The sequence below is a fragment of the Streptomyces populi genome (genome assembly GCF_002911015.1).
Classification (GTDB): domain Bacteria; phylum Actinomycetota; class Actinomycetes; order Streptomycetales; family Streptomycetaceae; genus Streptomyces; species Streptomyces populi.
Genome location: NZ_KZ626995.1, coordinates 1 through 17,085, shown reverse-complemented (window position 1 = coordinate 17,085; position 17,085 = coordinate 1). Strand labels below are relative to the sequence as shown.

The window sequence follows — 17,085 nt, the reverse complement described above, 5'->3', positions numbered from 1 at the left end:
GGGTAGGGGCGGTGGGGGGCGAAAACCTGCTTGGGCCTGCTGGGCGTGATCGCCGGGGGTGGGCAGGGGCCCGTGCGTCGGCTGGTGGGCTAGGACTTGGCGGCGTGGCGGGCGACGGCCTTCGCGATCTTCTCGGCGTCCAGGGCGAGTTCGCGGAACATGCCGCTGATGGGGTTGGTGAAGCCGGTGAAGTACAGGCCGGGCGCGTTCTTCGGGGTGCGTCCGCCGTGCACGACCGGGTGCCCGCGGCCGTCGAGCACGTCGAGGTGTCCGACCATGCCTTCCAGGGCCCGCGTGTATCCGGTCGCGGCGATCACCGCGTCCGGGGCGATCCGGTTCCCGTCGGCGAGGACGGCCTTGTGGTCCTCGAACGCCTCGACCGCGGCCACGATCTCGACCTTCCCCTTGCGGACGGCGTCGATGATGCCGACGTCCTGGACGGGGATGGAGCCCTCGTTGACGCGGGAGTAGAGCCCGGTGGAGGGGCGGGGCAGGCCCTGCGCGGACAGGTCGGGCACGCTCAGTCGGCACACCGGTCCGGCCAGCGCGTCCACGAGGCGCACCGGCAGCCGCCGTACGGCGATGCCCGTGTACTGCGCGGCCCAGCCCGCCGTCGAGCGGCGCAGGATGTGCGGCGCGGTGCGGACGGACAGCCGTACGCGCGAGGCGCCGCCCTCGGCCAGGTCCGCGGCGATCTCGGCGCCGGTGTTGCCGATGCCGACGACCAGGACGTCACGGCCCGCGTAGGGGGCGGGGTTGCGGTACTCGCCGGCGTGCAGCAGCTCGCCGGTGTAGGTGTCGCGGCCCGCCCAGTCGGGGACGCGCGGGGTGTGGTTGTAGCCGGTCGCGACGACCACCGCGCTGCCGGTCAGCTCCCGTCCGCCGGTGGCGTGCAGCAGCCAGCCGCCGTCCGGGGCGGGCTCGACGCGGGAGACCTCGACGCCCGTGACGATCTCCAGGCCGTGGTGCTCGGCGTACTTCTCCAGGTAGCGCACCACGTTGTCACGTGCCACCCACCGGCCGAACGAGCGCGGCATCGACAGCCCCGGCAGCGCGGACAGCCGTCGGGTGGTGTGCAGGTGCAGCCGGTCGTAGTGGTTCCGCCAGGACGCGCCGACCTGGTCCGACTTCTCCAGCACGACGGCCCGCACGCCCCGGGCGCGCAGCGCGTACGCCGCCGCGAGTCCTCCGGGGCCGCCTCCGATCACGTACACGGGGCGGTCCTCGTGGGAGGGCACCGTGCGGGAGGTCGTGGAAGCAGTCGAGTCGGCCATAGCGCGAGCGTAATCACGGCTTTGCTTGATAGGTCTCGGTCAAGAGGGGAATCGGTTGCGAACTGGTCACGACTGTGGGAGGGGTGGGTGGACCCGGTGGCGTAGGTCACTTCGACGTGATGGGGATGTGTGGAAAGCGTGTTGTCCCCGCAGGTGGGCGCCGGGGCGTACGTCTTTTGCGGGAGCGCGGGACCGGCCCCGCGCGCTCCTCGGGAGGGGGTGGTGATCGTCCCGTTCCGGGTGGCCGTCGCCGGCCCCTTGCGCGGGCGTCTCCCGGGACCGAAACTGACGTTCCGTCAGATGCGGCTCCTCTGCGGGAGGTTCGTCCATGGACACGATCTGGCTCGGCGGGGCGGAATGGCTGGCCGTGCTCCGTATCGGGCTCGGGCTGTGGTGGCTCGAGAGCTGGCGGCACAAGGACAAGAAGGGCTGGTTCGAGCGCGGGACCGGGATCGCGTGGGCGGCCGACGTCGCCGCCGGGCACCGGTGGAGCGCCGTGCGCTCCGGGTTCGAGAAGGTCGTCGCGCCGCGGCCCAGGGTGATGGCGTACGTCGTCGTGTACGCGGAGCTGGCACTCGGCCTCGGGCTGGTGGCCGGGCTGCTGACGCCCGTCGCCCTGGTCGCGGGCCTGCTCCTCAACGTCCTCTACTTCACCCTCATGATCCACGACTGGGCGGAACAGGGGCAGAACGCGATGATGGCGCTGATCTCGGCCGTCGCCCTGTTCGCGATGTCCTGGCAGACCTGGTCCCTGGACGACGCCCTCGGGCTCTTCCGGTGAGCGGGGGCGCGGCGGGACCGGGCGGCGGGTACGACGAGCCCGGGGTCGACGCCTTCACCCGGACGTACTGGGAGGCGGCGGCCGAGGGGCGGCTGCTGGTCCGGCACTGCGCGGCCTGCGACCGCGTCCACCACTACCCCCGGGAGTTCTGTCCGCACTGCTGGAGCGAGGACGTGGGCTGGCGTCCCGTGAGCGGGCGCGCCACGCTCTACACCTGGTCGGTCGTCCACCGCAACGACCTGCCGCCGTTCGGCGGGCGCGTGCCGTACACCGCCGCCGTCGTCGACCTCGTGGAGGGGCCCCGGATGATGACCGAGGTGATCGGGTGCGAGGAGGAGGCCCTGCGGATCGGGATGGAGCTGGCGGTGGCCTTCAGGGCGGGGATTCCCGTGTTCCGGCCCGCGCCGCCGGCCCGTGGGTGACCCTCTCCGGCTCGTCCGGCCCTATTCCGCGGGCGCCGGCTCCGGGTCCGTCGCCAGCCGTCCGTGCAGGTGCACGTCGCGGAACGCGTCGTGGCGGCCGGCCTCGAACATCGCGCCGCGCAGCGTCCCCTCGTGCCGGAACCCGCAGCGTTCGGCGACCCGGCAGGAGGCCTCGTGGCCCACGGCGTGGCCCAGGTCGAGACGGTGCAGGGCGAGACCGGTGAAGCCGTAGCGGGCCGCGAGGGCGAGGGCACGGGTGGCGACCTGGCGGCCGCGGGACTCCGGGAGGACCCAGTAGCCGACGCGGGCGCAGCTCATGACGTGGTCGATCTCGTTGACGCCGATGTGCCCCAGCGTCCCGCCGGTCCCGGCGTCGGTGACGCAGAAGGAGAACCCGGTGCCGCTCGTCGCCGCCGCGACGCGGGTCCGCAGCGCCTCCCGGGCGGAGTCGATGTCCCGGACGAACCTGAGCGGGGTGTTCCAGCGCTGGAACTCCGGATCGGACAGCCCGCGCAGATACGCCGACACGTCGGCGTCGGACTCCGGGTCCCAGGGGCGGAGCCGCAGACCGAGGCCGGTCAGCTCGGGTTCGGGCTGGACGGAGAACTGCAGACGGACGTCGGCCATCCAGCCATTCAAGCCCCTCCAGGCTCACAGGTCACTCCCGCATGCCGAAATTCGGAGGTACGGCGCAGTGGCCGCACGGGATCATCGGACATGACCTCCGTGACGTACGACTGGCGGCTCACCCGTGATCTCGACGCGTTCCTCGCCCGGGCCGGGGACTTCCTCCGCTCGCGGCCCGCGCAGCACACCGTCGCGCTGACCGTGACGGACGGGCTGCGCAGACGGGGGACGGGCCTGTACGGGGAGAGTGCGCCGGTCTTCGGGGTTCTGGAGCAGGACGGGGCGGTCCGTGCGGCCTTCTTCCGTACGCCTCCGTACCGGCTGAACGTCACCTCTCTGGACGAGCGGGACGTGGAGGCGCTCGCCGCGGTGCTCGCGGACGCGGGGAGCGAGGTGCCCGGGATCCTGGCCGACACCGGCACCGCCGGGGCCTTCGCCGAGGCGTGGCGGCGGCGGACCGGGGCGAGGGCCGTGCCGCGGCGGAGCGAGCGGCTGTACCGGCTCGGCGAGCTGTCGGTGCCCGAGCCCGCGCCGCCCGGCCGTCCCCGGGTCGCGGACGAGGGCGACCGGGACCTGCTCGCCCGCTGGTACACGGAGTTCGCCGAGGCCATCGGCGAAGGCGGTCACCGCGTCCCCGGCGCCTGGGCCGACGACCGGATCTCGTACGGGGGCATCACCCTCTGGGAGGACCCCGAGGGCATCCCCGTCGCCATGGCGGGCGCGACCCCGCCGGTCGCCGGACAGCTGAGGGTCGGCCCCGTCTACACCCCGGCGCACCTGCGCGGCCGGGGATACGCCGGTGCCGTCACCGCGGAGGTGACCCGCGTCGCGGTCGCGTCCGGCGCCGGGGAGGTGCTGCTCTTCACCGACCTGGCCAATCCGACCAGCAACGGCCTGTACCGGCGCATCGGCTACCGTCCCGTCTCCGACTTCGCGGCGTACGACTTCACGTACGACGGGGCTTAGGGCCGGGCGTCCGGGGCGGGGGCGTGCCGGGGGCGGCCTCGGGGTGCGGTCGCCGCCGGTGTCACGGCCAGAGCAGCTCGGTGGTCCAGCCGGTCTCCGTGCGGTGGTAGGCGAGGCGGACGTGGCGGCGGCGGGCGTCGCCCTGGAAGAACTCCACCTCGTCCGGGCGGAGGCGGTAGAGGGTCCAGGTGGGGGCGGGGGAGTCCGGGGAGCTCTCGGCCCGTTCCCAGGCCGCGTCCGAGGCCCGGTCCAGCTCGGCCCGCGAGGGCAGGACCTCGCTCTGGCGGCCCACCAGGGCGGCGGCCAGGGCGCCGGTGGAGCGGGCGTGCAGGTCCGCCTGGCTCTCCTCGGGCGACGCGACCGTGACCGGGCCGCGGAGCCGGATCTGGCGCCCCTGCGCGGGCCAGTAGAAGCCGAGGGCCGCGTAGGGGCGGGCGGCGAGCTGGTGGCCCTTGCGGCTGGTGGCATGGCTGGCGAAGGCCCACCCGTTCTCGTCCGCGCCGTGCAGCATCACGATCCGGGCGTCGGGCAGACCGTCCTCGTCGGCCGTCGCGAGCGTCATCGTGTGCGGCTCGGGCTGCCCGGCCGCCACCGCCTCCGCGAACCACCGGGTGAACAGGGCCAGCGGCTCCGCCGGGGCCTCCTCGGGGGCGAAGCCGGGCAGCTCCGTGTCCCACACCCGCAGCGATCTCAGCAGCTCATGAAGATCCGGTTCCATGTCCCGAGTATCACCCGGAGCGCCTTCGCCGGGGCCTGGTGCCCTGGCGGACCGGTTCCTCGGGCCGGGGGCCGGGCGCGACGTCCGCCCTCACCCCCGTCCCAGCACCACCGTCCCCGACGAGCAGAACCAGCCTCCCGTCCCGGACGCCACCGCCAGCTCGGGCGGGCTCCCGTCGGGGCGCCGCACCTGGCGCCCCTCGGGCAGCTCGCCGCGGAGCTGCCGTACGGCCTCCACCAGCAGGAACAGGCCGCGCATGCCCGGGTGCTGGGCCGACAGCCCGCCCCCGTCCGTGTTCACCGGCAGCTCCCCGCCCACCAGGAGCCGCCCCTTCGCCGCGTCCACGAAGGCGCCGCCCTCGCCCTTGGCGCAGAAACCGAGGTCCTCCAGGGTCACGAGGGTCATGTAGGTGAAGGCGTCGTAGATCTCGGCGAGGTCGATCTCCGCCGGGCGCACCCCGGCCCGCTCGAAGGCGAGCCGGCCGCTCACCGCCGCCGGGGAGACGGTGAAGTCCGCCCACTCGGACATGGAGGTGTGGGAGACGTGCTCGCCGGTCCCGAGCACCCACACCGGGGCCGTACGGCAGTCGCGCACGTACTCCTCGGCCGCCAGCAGCACCGCCGCGCCGCCGTCGGAGCGGATGCAGCAGTGCAGCTTGGTGAAGGGGTCCGCGATCATCGGCCCCGACAGGACCTCGTCGACGGTGACCGGGGTGCGGAACATCGCCTCCGGGTTGGAGGCCGCGTTCGCGCGGGCCTGGACCGCCACCGAGGCGAGCTGTTCGAGCGTGGTGCCGTAGGTGTGCATGTGGCGGCGGGCGGCCATCGCGTACTTCGCGACCAGGGTGTGGCCGTAGGGGAACTCGAACTGGAGGGGGCCGCGGGCGCCGAAGGAGAGGTTGCCGGTGCGGCGGCCCGCCCTGATGTCGGCGCGGGCCGTGGAGCCGTAGACGAGCAGGACCGCGTTCGCGCGGCCCGCCGCGATGGCGTCCGCCGCGTGGGCCGCCATGACCTCCCAGGTGGACCCGCCGACCGAGGTCGAGTCGACCCAGGTGGGCCGCAGTCCCAGGTACTCGGCCACCTCGGCGGGCGCGAGGGTGCCGAGCCCCGCCGACGCGAGTCCGTCGACCACCGAGCGGTCCAGGCCGGAGTCGGCCAGCGCGCGGCGCGCGGCCTGGGCGTGCAGCGCGTACGGGGTCGCCTCGTCCACGCGGCCGCAGTCGGACAGGGACACGCCGACGACGGCGACCTTGCGACGGCTGTGGCCCGGGGTGGCGTGCGTCATGGATCTGACGGTACATCAGATGACTGTCCCGCCGGGAGTGGCCGCACCCCTGTGCATCTGGGGGGCTCCGCCCTAACATGACGGCCCGTCAGATCGGTCTGTCCGATCAGCCCCCCGACGAGGGAGGAGCCGCCCATGGACGTCCGTCTCACCGCGGAGCAGGAGGAGATCCGCCGCACGCTGCGGGAGTTGCTGGTCAAACGGTGCGGCCCGCAGGAGCTGCGGGCCGCCGAGCGGACCCCCGCGGGCTACGACCCGGCGCTCTGGGAGAGCCTCGCGCTACGGCTCGGGCTGCCCGGGCTCGCCCTCCCCGAGGCGTACGGCGGGGTCGGCTGCTCGATGACGGAACTCGCCCTCGCCTGCGAGGAGTCGGGCCGCGCCCTCGCCCCCTCGCCGCTGCTGTCCACCACCGTCCTCGCCGCCCCGCTGATCCTGGCCCTCGGCACCGGGGCGCAGCGCGCCGCGCTGCTGCCGCCGCTCGCCTCGGGCGCGTTGACGGCCGCCCTCGCGGTGCCCGGGGCGGGCCTGGCCACCGCTCTCGGGCTGGCCGGCGACAACCGTGGCGACTGGGCCGGCGGTGGCCGCGCCGGTGGCGTCCAGGCGCGCCGCGCGGACGGCTCCTGGCGGCTCTACGGGCAGGCGGAGCAGGTGCTGGACGGGCACAGCGCGGGGCTGCTGGTGGTGGCCGCGCACACCGGCGGGTTCGCACGGTCGCGGACGCTGCTGTTCCTGGTGCGGGGCGACGCCGACGGGCTCGTCCGCGTGCGGCAGACCGCCCTGGACGCGACCCGGCCGCAGGCCCGAGTCGAACTGCGTGACGTGGAGGCGGAGTTGCTGGGGGACGACCGGGCGGACGTGCCCGCGGCGCTGGCCGCCGCCGGGGACGCGGCCGCCGCCGTCCTCGCCGTGGAGGCCGTGGGCGCCGCCGACCGCGCGCTGGAGCGCACCGTCGAACACGTGGGCCGACGCGAGCAGTTCGGGCGGGCGATCGGCTCCTTCCAGGCGGTCAAGCACCGCCTCGCGGACGTGTACGTGGGCGTGCAGTCGGCCCGCTCGGCGGCGTACTACGCGGCCTGGGCCACCGGGACGGGCGGCGAGCGCGTGGGCGCCCTCGCGCTGGCCCAGGCGCTGGAGGCGCTGCGCACCGCCGCCTCCGAGGGCGTCCAGTTGCACGGAGGCATCGGCTTCACCTGGGAGCACGACGCCCATCTCTACTTCAAGCGCGCGTCCGGCGACGAACTGCTCTTCGGCCCCGTCCACCGGCTGCGCGCGCACGCGGCCGACGCGGCGCGTCTCTTCGACGGCGGGGAGGTGACGGTCTGATGGCGGCGGCCGGGCGTTCGCGCACGGGGAACGGCACGGGAGGCGGCGGGAGGACGGGGACGGGGACCGGGGCGAGGAGGATGCCCGGGGTGCGGCTGGTGCAGAGGGTGTCCTCCACCCGGGCGTTCGCCAGGGCGGCCCCTCACCTCATACCGGCCCTCGACCGCGCGGTGCACCGGCTCACGCGCGGGAAGGTGCTGCTCAGCGCCCAGATGCTGCCGGGGGTCGTCCTGACCGCGCGCGGCGCCAGAAGCGGTCTGGAGCGCCGTACCCCGCTGGCCTGCATGCCGGAGGGCGGCGCCCCGGGTGAGGCGGGGTCCGGCTGGATCCTCGTCGGGTCCAACTTCGGCCGCAGCGACCATCCCGCCTGGACCGCGAACCTGCTGGCCCGTCCCGACGCCGTCGTCAACTGGAAGGGCGAGGACATACCCGTGACCGCCCGGCTCCTGACGGGTGAGGAGAGGGAGGCGGTCTGGAAGGCGGTGCTGGCCTTCTGGCCGCCGTACGCCACCTACCAGGCCCGGGTGGACCGGGAGATACGGCTCTTCAGGATCGTGCGCCGGGCGGCGCCCGGCGGTCCCGCGGAGGGCGGGGTCCGGTCCGGCTGAGCGGACGACCGGGCCGTGCCGCCCGTACAGCGCAGCGGGCGGCGGTCCGCCGGAGGGCCTCCGGGGCGAACTGCCGCCCACATGACAGGAGCTGGGGCGCTCAGGCGCGGGAATCTACTTCGTCGGCTTCTTCCCGGTCACGCCCAGGTACACCAACAGCGCGAGGTTCGGCTTGAGTTCGGCCTGCTTGACGCCCCAGGACTGGAACCCCTTCTGGTGCGAGGCGACCGCCGCGAGCATGGCGACGAGGGAACCGGCCATCGCGGCCGGGTTCACGTCCTTGTCGACCTTTCCCTTGGCCTGGAGTTCGGTGACGGAATCCGTCAGGGAGTTGTTCACGGAGTTCAGGATCTTCATGCGGATCTTGTAGAACCGCTTGTCCCCCTCGGCGGCGCCGAGATCGACGACGCGCAGGATCGCGTCGTTCTTCCGCCAGAACTCCAGGAATCCGTCGACGAGTTCCTGCGCGGTCTGCCAGCCCGCCTTGCCGACCCAGGAACGGCCTTCGAGGAGCTGGGTCAACCCGGCGCCCTCCGCGGCCATTTGCTCGGCGATCTCCAGAACGGCGCCTTCGACGTCCGGGAAGTACTGGTAGAAGGTCGCCGGTGAAGTGCCTGCCTTCCGGGCGACGTCGATGACTTTGACGTCCCGGTAGGGCGATGAGCTGAGCATCTCGCTGAGGCAGTCGAGCAGCTTCTGCCGGGTCGCCTGCCCACGTCGTCCGGCCACGCGGCCGTCGACGGTACGCACTTGTCCTGTCATGCCGTCAGCTTACCGAGGGGTGATCGGAGCGCGATTCGGCCGACTGCAAATGGGGTGCGGCCCTGTGGCGCGGGGGTTCGGAAGGGGCCGGCGAGGGGGTTCACCAGGGGGTTTCCGGGGGTTCCCGGCGCTCCTGGAGGGGACGCGCGCACCGGTGCCCGCGTCCGGCGACGGGTCGCGCGGGAAAGGCCGTCCGCATTCCACGGGCCGGGGAAAGGGCGTCCGTGATCTCGGGGCGCCTCCCGGGAAAGGGCGTACGCGTTCCCGGGAGGGCCCCGGAAAGGGCGCGCGCATCGTGCGCGCACCCCGCCCCGAAAAGCGCCCGTGTTCCCCTCGCGGGGCCTCTGAGCAGGGACGGGGCGTTCACCGGAGCAGGCGCGCACGCTCTGCGGGATGCCGGAAGGGCCGTTAGCTTGGCCGCATGGCCGAATCAGCCGTTGTCGCCGGGTTCTCCGAGGGCGTGCCCTGCTGGGTCGACGCACAGCTCCCCGACGTGGAGGCGGGCAAGCGCTTCTACGGCGAGCTCTTCGGCTGGACGTTCTCCGAGGACCCCGGCCCGGTGGGCTGGGCGGAGCTGGACGGCGAGCCGGTCGCGGCGCTCACGCCCAAGCTGGACGGGCGGATGCCCACCGTGTGGACGGTGTACTTCGCGACGTCGGACGCCGAGGCGCTCACCCGGCGGATCGTGGCGGAGGGCGGCGGGGTCGTCTCCGTGCCCATGGCGGTGGGACTGTCGGGCGAGCTGGGCACGGCCGCCCTCGCCACCGACCCGGAGGGTGCCGTCTTCGGCCTCTGGCAGCCCGGCACCCACGCCGGCTTCGCCAGGCGCCACGAGCGCCGCACGTTCTGCTGGGCCGAGCTGTACGCGCGTGACACCGCGACGGTCGACCGTTTCTACGGCGCCCTGTTCCACGACGCGCTGTTCGGTCCCGGCGCGACCCCCGATTTCGGCCGCGTTCCCGTGACGGGTGTCTTTCCGGCCGAGATGCCGCCGCACTTCCTCGTCCACTTCGGGGTCGAGGACTGCGAGGAAACACTCGGGACGGTGAACAGGCTCGGCGGCCGGGTCCAGGTGACACCCTTCGACACGTCGTACGGACGGGTGGCCGTCGTCACGGACAACCAGGGCGCGTCGTTCGCGGTGCTCGAACGGTGACGGTGCCGCGACCAGGCGTGACGTCGCTCCGGCGGTGCGGGGGTTGCACCGGCGGAAGACGCCGGGGAGGCTTCGGCGGAACAGGCCGAAACGCTTCTGCGGTGAGGGGCGCCGCGATCCGACGTGAGGGACGGCACTTCCGGGGCGCGGAGCGGGGTACTTCTGGGGTGAGGGGCGCATTTCGGCCCTGAACCGTGGCGCCCCGGCGACCGTACTCCTGCCGGGGCGGCTGTTTTGTCACGAGACACCCCGATCCGCCCCCGGGTTCGCAACAGGCGGCTCGGCCAGGAAGAATCGGGGTGCGTGCCGCCATGGCGGTGCGGTGGTGAGACGCTGCACTGGGCCGCGTTCATACGTGGATGACGTGACCCGTACGGGGAGGTGGCAGGCAAGTGGTGGATCAGCTGACGCAGCACGATCCGCGCCGGATCGGGCCGTTCGAGGTGCTGGGACGGCTGGGTGCCGGCGGCATGGGGCTGGTCTATCTCGCGCGCTCGGCCTCCGGCCGGCGCGTGGCGATCAAGACGGTCAGGACCGAGCTCGCCGAGGACCAGTTGTTCCGGGTCCGCTTCTCGCGCGAGGTCGAGGCGGCCCGCGCCGTGTCGGGCTTCTACACGGCGGCCGTGGTCGACGCCGACGCCCGTGCCGCGGTGCCGTGGCTGGCCACCGCCTACGTGCCCGCGCCCTCGCTCGAGGAGATAGTGAACGAGTGCGGGCCGCTCCCGGCCCAGGCGGTGCGCTGGCTGGCGGCGGGTGTCGCGGAGGCGTTGCAGTCCATCCACGGCGCCGGACTCGTCCACCGCGACCTGAAGCCCTCGAACGTCCTCGTGGTCGAGGACGGGCCGCGCGTGATCGACTTCGGCATCGCGTCCGGCGTCTCGAACACCCGTCTGACGATGACCAATGTCGCCGTCGGCACCCCCGCCTACATGTCGCCCGAGCAGGCCAAGGACTCGCGCAGCGTCACCGGCGCGAGCGACGTCTTCTCGCTCGGCTCGATGCTCGTCTTCGCGGCCACCGGACACGCGCCCTTCCACGGCGCCAACCCCGTCGAGACGGTCTTCATGCTGCTCCGCGAGGGCCCGGACCTCGAAGGCCTGCCCGACGAGCTGCGCCCGCTCATCGAGTCCTGCATGCAGATGGACGCCACGGCCCGTCCCAACCCCGCCGACCTCCAGGCGCAGCTCGCCCCCCACCTCTTCGGCTCCGGCTCCGACGACAGCGGTACGGCCTCCGCGTGGCTGCCCGAGCGCGCGGTGAGCCTGATCGAGACGCGCCGCGGCGGCCGTCCGCCGGTCAAGCAGCCGGCCTCGGGGGGCGGACGCAGCGGCGGCGGGCGCCCCGCCCTGCCCCCGCCCCCCTCGCACGCCCCGGCGGTGCCCGTGGGGGCGCCCGACACCGGCCCCGTGCGCCTCGCGGGCGGCAAGGTGCCCATCGGTCCCGGCCCGCGGGTCGTCGACGCCCGTGCGGCGGCCGTGAAGGCGCCGCCGCCGGAAGCCGGGCTCGCGGCGTCCTGGTCCCGGCCGCGCATCGGCGTGAACGGCGCCGAACCGGCACCGGTGCCCGTGCCCCCGACGCCCGACACGTCCACGGGCTGGCGCCCCTGGCGCTTCCGCATGTCGAACGACGTGTGGGGCACCCCCGCGGTCGCCGACGACCTCGTCTACGTCACCTCCTTCGAGGTCCACGCCCTCGACGTCGCGACCGGCCGGCGCCGGTTCAAGACCCGGGACGTGGCCTGGTCGATGGCGGTGGCGGACGGCCGCATCCACGCGTCCGACGGGCCGACGCTGTACGCGCTCGAGGCCAGGGAGGGCGCGGACCTGTGGCGCCTGTCCACGGACGCCTGGGTCTACTCCCTACAGGCCGACCGCGGGACGGTCGTCACCGGCACGCGCGGGGGCGGCGTCCAGGCCTGGGAGGCCGCGAACGGCCAGAAGCTCTGGGAGATCAGCGGCGCCCAGACGGACTTCGAGTCCCCGGAGGCCGGTCCGGCGGTCCACGACGGCACGGTGTACGTGTGGAAGGACGCGCGGCTGCGCGCCCTGGAGGCCCGTACGGGCGAGGAGCGCTGGTCGTACCCGATCGGTGACACGGCCTCCTGCGGCGGCGTACCGGTCCGTCTGACCCACGCGCCCGACGGCTACGTCTACATCTGCGCGGGCACCCGCGTCCTCGCGATCGACGTGGCCGGCGGTCACGTCCGCTGGCACTTCGAGGCGCCGGCCGTCTTCCTCAGCCCGCCCACCTTCGTCCCGGGTCCGGCGGTGACGGGCGGCGGCGTCTACCTCGCCGACTACCTCGGCACGGTGTACGCCCTCGACGCGACCGACGGCCGCGACCGCTGGCGCATCGCCACCGAGTCCCGCGCCTCCGCCGAGCCGGTCCTGGTGGCCGCCGGACACGTCCACGTGGGCAGCGGCAAGGGCCTGTACACGCTGGACGCCGTCACCGGCACCCCGAAGTGGCGCTTCCAGGCCGGGGGCGACCTGGTCGGCGCTCCGGTGGTGGCCGAGGGCCGTATCCACTTCGGTTCCACGGACCACCTCCTGTACACCCTGAAGGCCGACGACGGGCGCCTGCGCTGGAAGCTGGCCACCGGCGGCGAGATCACCGGGGCGCCCGTGGTCAAGGACGGCGTCGTGTACGCGTGCAGCAAGGACCGCTGCGTGTACGCGCTGGACGCGGAGAAGGGCACCGGGACCGCGCGCACCACGTGAGACGGTCCGCGGACTCTGCGACGGCCGCCGTACCGGGCACGGAAGGGGCTCCGGACGGCGGCCGTCGTTCGCGCGGACGGCCTGCGGAAGCCGTTCCGGCTGCGAGGCTACGCCCGGTGTGACCGGCCCGCCACACGGAGCGAGGGCCGGCCCGGTCCGCTCCTGCCCGCCTCGAGCGTTCCTCGGGCCTGGCGAGGGACCGGTGAGGGACCGGTGAGGGCCTGGCGAGGGCCCGGCACGGCCGTCCGCGGGCCCGGGGCGCCCTCAGCGCAGCCGGAACCCCGGCCTGCGCGCCGAGAACAGTTCCGCCTGCCGCCCGCCCGGCAGGTTCCCGAGGGACACGAGCTGGGGGGCGTGCGCCAGGGCCGCCGCGCGGGTCGCCTCCTGCGCCTGCCACAGCGCCCGCACGGTCCCCTGGACGGCCTCGGGCGGGTAGGACGCGATGACCGCCGCGCACGCGACGGCCGCCGCCAGGGCCCCTCCCGGCGGGGCGAGTTCGGACACCAGCCCCACCTCGTACGCCCGTCGCGCCGAGACCCGCTCGGCGGTCCCCATCAGCGCGATGCGCGCCACCTCCCCGAACGGCATCCGCTGCGCGAGGTAGACGGACTCGTACGCGCTGACCATCCCGTACGTCGTGTGCGGGTCGAAGAAGGACGCCTCCTCGTCGGCCACGACGAACTCCGACTCGCCCAGCAGGTAGAAGGCACCGCCGCAGGCGATCCCGTTCACGGCGGCGATCACCGGCTTCCACAGGTCGTTGGCCTTCGGCCCGATCGTGGCGAGCGGATCGTCCACCATGTAGGGGGAGCCGGGCTGCGGCACCTCGGCGGCGCGGTCGATCCCGGTGCAGAAGGCCCGCCGCCCCGCGCCGGTGACGACGACCGCCCGTACGGTGTCGTCGAACCGGAACGCCCGCCAGGCGGCGGCCAGTTCGCCGGCCGTCGCGAGATCGACGGCGTTGAGCCGGTCCGGCCGGTCGAGCGTGAGGACGGCGACCCCGGTGTCCTTGTCGACGCTCACCGCGAGCCCGCCGCCCGTCGTCCCTCCCGCGCCGGTACGGGCCCCGCGGGCGGCGCCCTCCGGGTCGGCCCCCACCCCGCTCACACCCGCTCCAGGACCCAGCGCGGCACGGTCACGCCGTTCACCTCGGCGAACACCGCCTGCACCCGCGCCCCGATCCGGATCCGCCCCGGCGGAACGGAGCCGAGGGGCTCGTCCGGTCCGCTCACCAGGTTCCCGGCCAGCCGGATCCGCGGCGCCTCGTCCAGCTCCACCACGATCGCGTCGTAGGGGGCCAGCGCCGCGTAGGCGGGAAGGAGCGGCGGGTGCGCGACGACGTACGACCAGATCCGGCCCCGTCCGCTCGTCCTCCGCCATTCGTCGGCGAAGGAGTGGCAGTGCGGGCAGCAGGGGCGCGGCGGGAAGCGGAGTTCGCCGCAGTCGGCGCAGGCCTGGACGCGGAGTTCGCCCCGGGCGGCGTACCGCCAGAAGGGCGCCCCGTCGTCGTCGGGGACGGGGGACAGCAGGGGCTCGTCCACCCGGTCCGTCCCGGTGGTCTCGGTGATGTCCGTCATCCCGGCTCCTCAGTTCCTCAGCAGGAGTGCGGAGGTCGGGACCCCTTCCCCCGCCGTGACCAGACAGGTCGCCGCCCCCGGCACCTGCGCCGTGCTCGTGCCCCGCAACTGCTTCACGCCCTCGTTGATGAGGTTGAAGCCGTGCACGTAGGCCTCGCTGAGCCCGCCGCCCCCGGTGTTGAGGGGCAGCCGTCCGCCGATCTCCAGCGCCCCGCCCTCCGTGAAGGCCGCGCCCTCCCCGCGACCGCAGAAGCCGTACCCCTCCAGCGAGAGGGGTATCAGGGGCGTGAACGCGTCGTAGATCTGCGCCACGTCCACGTCCTCGGGGGTGAGGTCGGCGTGCTTCCACAGGTGCCGGGCGGCGGTCCAGGCGGGCCCGGTGAGCGGGTCGTCGTTCCAGTAGTTGACCATCCCGTGGTGCTGGGCGGGCAGGCCCTGGGCGGCGGAATGGACGTAGACGGGCCGCTGCCGGCAGTCGCGGGCGCGCTCGGCGGACACGATCACGCAGGCGAGCGCGCCGTCCGTCTCCAGACAGTTGTCGAAGAGGCAGAGCGGCTCGCTGATCCAGCGGGCGGTCATGTACATCTCGCGGGTCAGCGGGCGTTCGTACATCATCGCGGCCGGGTTCTGGTTGGCGCGGTTGCGGCAGGCCAGGGCCACGTTGAAGAGGTGGTCGCGGGTCGCCCCGTACTCGTGCATGTACCGGCGCGCGAGCATGCCGATCTCGTCGGCGGGCCGCAGCAGCCCGAAGGGCCGGGTCCACTGGGCCGGGGTGGGCAGCTGCACGGCCGTGTTCCTCCAGGGGCGCGGCCCGCTGCCCCGCTTGCGCGAGCGCCAGGCCACGCCCACCGTCGCCTGGCCGGTCGCGACGGCGGCGGCGAGGTGCGCGACGGTGGCACAGGAACCCCCGCCCCCGTAACCGACCTTGCTGAAGAAGGTGAGGTCGCCGAGTCCGACGGACTTGGCGACCTCGACCTCGTCGGTCTCCTCCATGGTGTAGGAGGCGAGGGCGTCGACCTCGGCGGGCGCGATGCCGGCGTCGTCGAGGGCGGCGAGGATCGCGCGGCAGGCCAACGTCTTCTCGGACTCCGGGAGCCGCTTCGCGAAGGCGGTCTGGCCGATCCCGACGACGGCTGTGGCGTCCTTGATCCCTGGCATGGGTGACCTCCGCACACGGTCCCGGCTGCTGACAGTCCGTCAGGCTACAGCTAATCTGACGGTCAGTCAGCTAGCGGTGTTCCGGCGGGAGGTGCTCGATGCGCGGTGACCTGGAGTGGGGCGGCGTCCCGGGGCTGGTGCGGTGGGCGGCGGACCGCTTCGCGGACCGCGAGGCGGTCGTCGAGGGCCGGACACGTGTCTCCTACGCGGAGTTGGGCGCCCGGGTGGAGCGTGCGGCCGCGGCCTGCATGGCGAACGGTGTCCGCGTGGGCGACCGGGTGGCCGTCTGGGCCCCGAACACCCTCGACTGGATCGTCTCCGCCCTCGGCGCGGTGTCCGCGGGAGCGGTCCTGGTCCCCCTCAACACCCGCTTCAAGGGCGCCGAGGCGGTGTACGTACTGGCCAGGAGCCGGGCGAAGCTGCTGTTCGTGACGGGAACCTTCCTCGGTACGTCGTACGTGGCGGCGCTGCGCCGGGCGGCGGGGGAGCCGCCGGGAACGGACCCCGCCCCCGGCGCCGACCCGCTCCCCGGCACCGTCGCCGAACCTGACCGGCTCTCCGGCACCGGCACCGGGCCCGGTCCGCTCCCCGGCCTCCCGCACCTGGAGCGGGTGGTGGTCCTCGCGGACGACGCTCCCGTCGACTTCCGCACGTGGAAGGACTTCCTGTCGGACGGGGAGGGGGTGGGGCGGGACGAGGTGCGCCGTCGCGGAGCCCGGGTGTCCGGCGCCTCCCCCTCGGACATCATCTTCACCTCGGGCACCACGGGCCGGCCGAAGGGCGCCCTGATCACGCACGCCCAGACCCTGCGCGGCTACGAGATCTGGAGCGACCTGGCCGGTCTGCGCGAGGGCGACCGCTATCTGATCGTGAACCCCTTCTTCCACACCTTCGGCTACAAGGCCGGGATCGTCGCCTGTCTGATGCGCGGGGCGACGATGGTGCCGCAGCCGGTGTTCGACGTGGACACGGTGCTCGCGAACGTGGCCGCGGAACGCGTCTCCGTCCTCCCCGGCCCGCCCACCCTCCACCAGTCCCTCCTCGACCACCCCGCCCGCGACACCCACGACCTCTCCGCGCTGCGGCTGGTGGTGACCGGCGCCGCGGTGGTCCCGCTGCGCCTGGTCGAGCGGCTGCGCACGGAACTCGGCGTGGACACGGTCCTCACGGCGTACGGTCTCTCCGAGGCGAGCGGCATCGTCACCATGTGCCGCAGAGGGGACCCGCCGGCGGTGATCGCCTCGACCTCGGGGCGGGCGATCCCGGGCACCGAGGTACGGGTGGTGGACCCCTCGGGAGCCCCCGCGGCCCCCGGCTCCCCCGGCGAGGTCCTGGTCCGCGGCTTCAACGTGATGGGCGGCTACTTCGAGGACGCGGCGGCCACGGCGGAGGTCCTGACGCCCGACGGCTGGCTGCGCACGGGCGACGTGGGCGTCCTCGACGCCGAGGGCAACCTGCGCATCACCGACCGGATCAAGGACATGTTCATCGTCGGCGGCTTCAACGCCTACCCGGCGGAGATCGAGCAACTGCTCGGCCTGCACCCCGAGGTCGCCGACGTGGCGGTGATCGGTGTACCGGACAGCCGCCTGGGCGAGGTCGGCAGGGCCTACGTGGTACGCCGCCCGCACTCCGCCCTCACGGCCGACGACCTCATCGCCTGGTCCCGCCGAGAGATGGCCAACTACAAGGTGCCCCGCACGGTCGCC

16 protein-coding genes are annotated in these 17,085 nt (G+C 74.0%); 8 read left to right on the top strand and 8 right to left on the bottom strand.

Annotated features, from left to right (window positions below):
* Window positions 1-89: 89 nt before the first annotated feature.
* A complete protein-coding gene (locus CW362_RS39420) occupies window positions 90-1,274 on the bottom strand; it encodes a flavin-containing monooxygenase (protein WP_103554401.1) in 1,185 nt (394 codons plus the stop codon).
* Window positions 1,275-1,602: 328 nt separating this feature from the next.
* On the opposite strand from CW362_RS39420, the gene CW362_RS39415 reads away from it, so the two are divergent.
* Both CW362_RS39415 and CW362_RS39410 read left to right on the top strand, forming a co-directional pair.
* Complete coding sequence (locus CW362_RS39415; protein ID WP_103554400.1) at window positions 1,603-2,055, top strand: DoxX family protein; 453 nt, start codon at window positions 1,603-1,605, stop codon at window positions 2,053-2,055.
* Complete coding sequence (locus CW362_RS39410; RefSeq protein WP_206301207.1) at window positions 2,052-2,477, top strand: Zn-ribbon domain-containing OB-fold protein; 426 nt, start codon at window positions 2,052-2,054, stop codon at window positions 2,475-2,477. The genes CW362_RS39415 and CW362_RS39410 overlap by 4 nt, the downstream gene beginning before the upstream one ends.
* A 21-nt stretch (window positions 2,478-2,498) precedes the next feature.
* On the opposite strand, the gene CW362_RS39405 is transcribed toward CW362_RS39410, so the two are convergent.
* A complete protein-coding gene (locus tag CW362_RS39405) occupies window positions 2,499-3,104 on the bottom strand; it encodes a GNAT family N-acetyltransferase (protein ID WP_103554399.1) in 606 nt (201 codons plus the stop codon).
* Between the two features lie 90 nt (window positions 3,105-3,194).
* Here CW362_RS39405 and CW362_RS39400 point away from each other — a divergent pair, with 90 nt between their 5' ends.
* Window positions 3,195-4,070, top strand: coding sequence for a GNAT family N-acetyltransferase (locus CW362_RS39400; protein WP_103554398.1), 876 nt, complete (start codon window positions 3,195-3,197; stop codon window positions 4,068-4,070).
* A gap of 61 nt (window positions 4,071-4,131) precedes the next feature.
* Here CW362_RS39400 and CW362_RS39395 read toward each other — a convergent pair whose 3' ends face one another.
* Both CW362_RS39395 and CW362_RS39390 read right to left on the bottom strand, forming a co-directional pair.
* Window positions 4,132-4,788 carry a pyridoxine/pyridoxamine 5'-phosphate oxidase gene (locus CW362_RS39395; RefSeq protein ID WP_103554397.1) on the bottom strand — a complete coding sequence of 219 codons (657 nt, stop codon included), beginning with the start codon at window positions 4,786-4,788 and terminating at the stop codon, window positions 4,132-4,134.
* A 90-nt stretch (window positions 4,789-4,878) separates the two neighbouring features.
* A complete protein-coding gene (locus tag CW362_RS39390; protein WP_103554396.1) occupies window positions 4,879-6,072 on the bottom strand; it encodes a thiolase C-terminal domain-containing protein in 1,194 nt (397 codons plus the stop codon).
* Between the two features lie 135 nt (window positions 6,073-6,207).
* Here CW362_RS39390 and CW362_RS39385 point away from each other — a divergent pair, with 135 nt between their 5' ends.
* A complete protein-coding gene (locus CW362_RS39385; protein ID WP_103554395.1) occupies window positions 6,208-7,395 on the top strand; it encodes an acyl-CoA dehydrogenase family protein in 1,188 nt (395 codons plus the stop codon).
* Window positions 7,396-7,475: 80 nt separating this feature from the next.
* Window positions 7,476-8,003, top strand: coding sequence for a nitroreductase family deazaflavin-dependent oxidoreductase (locus CW362_RS39380; RefSeq protein WP_103554394.1), 528 nt, complete (start codon window positions 7,476-7,478; stop codon window positions 8,001-8,003).
* 114 nt (window positions 8,004-8,117) lie between these two features.
* Here CW362_RS39380 and CW362_RS39375 read toward each other — a convergent pair whose 3' ends face one another.
* Complete coding sequence (locus CW362_RS39375) at window positions 8,118-8,765, bottom strand: TetR family transcriptional regulator (protein WP_103554393.1); 648 nt, start codon at window positions 8,763-8,765, stop codon at window positions 8,118-8,120.
* 421 nt (window positions 8,766-9,186) lie between these two features.
* On the opposite strand from CW362_RS39375, the gene kbpA reads away from it, so the two are divergent.
* Entirely contained in the window at window positions 9,187-9,921 is a 735-nt protein-coding gene (kbpA, locus tag CW362_RS39370) for an AfsK-binding protein KbpA (RefSeq protein WP_103554392.1), read from the top strand.
* A 392-nt stretch (window positions 9,922-10,313) separates the two neighbouring features.
* Window positions 10,314-12,641 (top strand): serine/threonine-protein kinase, encoded by a 2,328-nt coding sequence (locus CW362_RS39365; RefSeq protein ID WP_103554391.1) that lies wholly within the window; start codon window positions 10,314-10,316, stop codon window positions 12,639-12,641.
* Between the two features lie 264 nt (window positions 12,642-12,905).
* On the opposite strand, the gene CW362_RS39360 is transcribed toward CW362_RS39365, so the two are convergent.
* From CW362_RS39360 to CW362_RS39350, 3 genes are all read right to left on the bottom strand, one after another.
* Entirely contained in the window at window positions 12,906-13,664 is a 759-nt protein-coding gene (locus CW362_RS39360; protein WP_103554402.1) for an enoyl-CoA hydratase/isomerase family protein, read from the bottom strand.
* 80 nt (window positions 13,665-13,744) lie between these two features.
* Entirely contained in the window at window positions 13,745-14,218 is a 474-nt protein-coding gene (locus tag CW362_RS45090; protein WP_103554390.1) for a Zn-ribbon domain-containing OB-fold protein, read from the bottom strand.
* 9 nt (window positions 14,219-14,227) lie between these two features.
* Window positions 14,228-15,376: a lipid-transfer protein gene (locus CW362_RS39350; protein WP_103554389.1), complete on the bottom strand. Its 1,149-nt coding sequence runs from the start codon at window positions 15,374-15,376 to the stop codon at window positions 14,228-14,230.
* Window positions 15,377-15,474: 98 nt separating this feature from the next.
* Between CW362_RS39350 and CW362_RS39345 the strand changes: the two genes are divergently transcribed.
* The coding region (locus CW362_RS39345) for a fatty acid--CoA ligase family protein (protein WP_103554388.1) at window positions 15,475-17,085 on the top strand (1,611 nt) is incomplete at its 3' end.

What these genes read in the sequence shown, in the direction of transcription:
- CW362_RS39420 (WP_103554401.1), bottom strand. Translation starts at nt 1,274, where the DNA reads ATGGCCGACTCGACTGCTTCCACGACCTCCCGCACGGTGCCCTCCCAC.
- CW362_RS39415 (WP_103554400.1), top strand. Translation starts at nt 1,603, where the DNA reads ATGGACACGATCTGGCTCGGCGGGGCGGAATGGCTGGCCGTGCTCCGT.
- CW362_RS39405 (WP_103554399.1), bottom strand. Translation starts at nt 3,104, where the DNA reads ATGGCCGACGTCCGTCTGCAGTTCTCCGTCCAGCCCGAACCCGAGCTG.
- CW362_RS39400 (WP_103554398.1), top strand. Translation starts at nt 3,195, where the DNA reads ATGACCTCCGTGACGTACGACTGGCGGCTCACCCGTGATCTCGACGCG.
- CW362_RS39395 (WP_103554397.1), bottom strand. Translation starts at nt 4,788, where the DNA reads ATGGAACCGGATCTTCATGAGCTGCTGAGATCGCTGCGGGTGTGGGAC.
- CW362_RS39390 (WP_103554396.1), bottom strand. Translation starts at nt 6,072, where the DNA reads ATGACGCACGCCACCCCGGGCCACAGCCGTCGCAAGGTCGCCGTCGTC.
- CW362_RS39385 (WP_103554395.1), top strand. Translation starts at nt 6,208, where the DNA reads ATGGACGTCCGTCTCACCGCGGAGCAGGAGGAGATCCGCCGCACGCTG.
- CW362_RS39380 (WP_103554394.1), top strand. Translation starts at nt 7,476, where the DNA reads ATGCCCGGGGTGCGGCTGGTGCAGAGGGTGTCCTCCACCCGGGCGTTC.
- CW362_RS39375 (WP_103554393.1), bottom strand. Translation starts at nt 8,765, where the DNA reads ATGACAGGACAAGTGCGTACCGTCGACGGCCGCGTGGCCGGACGACGT.
- kbpA (WP_103554392.1), top strand. Translation starts at nt 9,187, where the DNA reads ATGGCCGAATCAGCCGTTGTCGCCGGGTTCTCCGAGGGCGTGCCCTGC.
- CW362_RS45090 (WP_103554390.1), bottom strand. Translation starts at nt 14,218, where the DNA reads ATGACGGACATCACCGAGACCACCGGGACGGACCGGGTGGACGAGCCC.
- CW362_RS39350 (WP_103554389.1), bottom strand. Translation starts at nt 15,376, where the DNA reads ATGCCAGGGATCAAGGACGCCACAGCCGTCGTCGGGATCGGCCAGACC.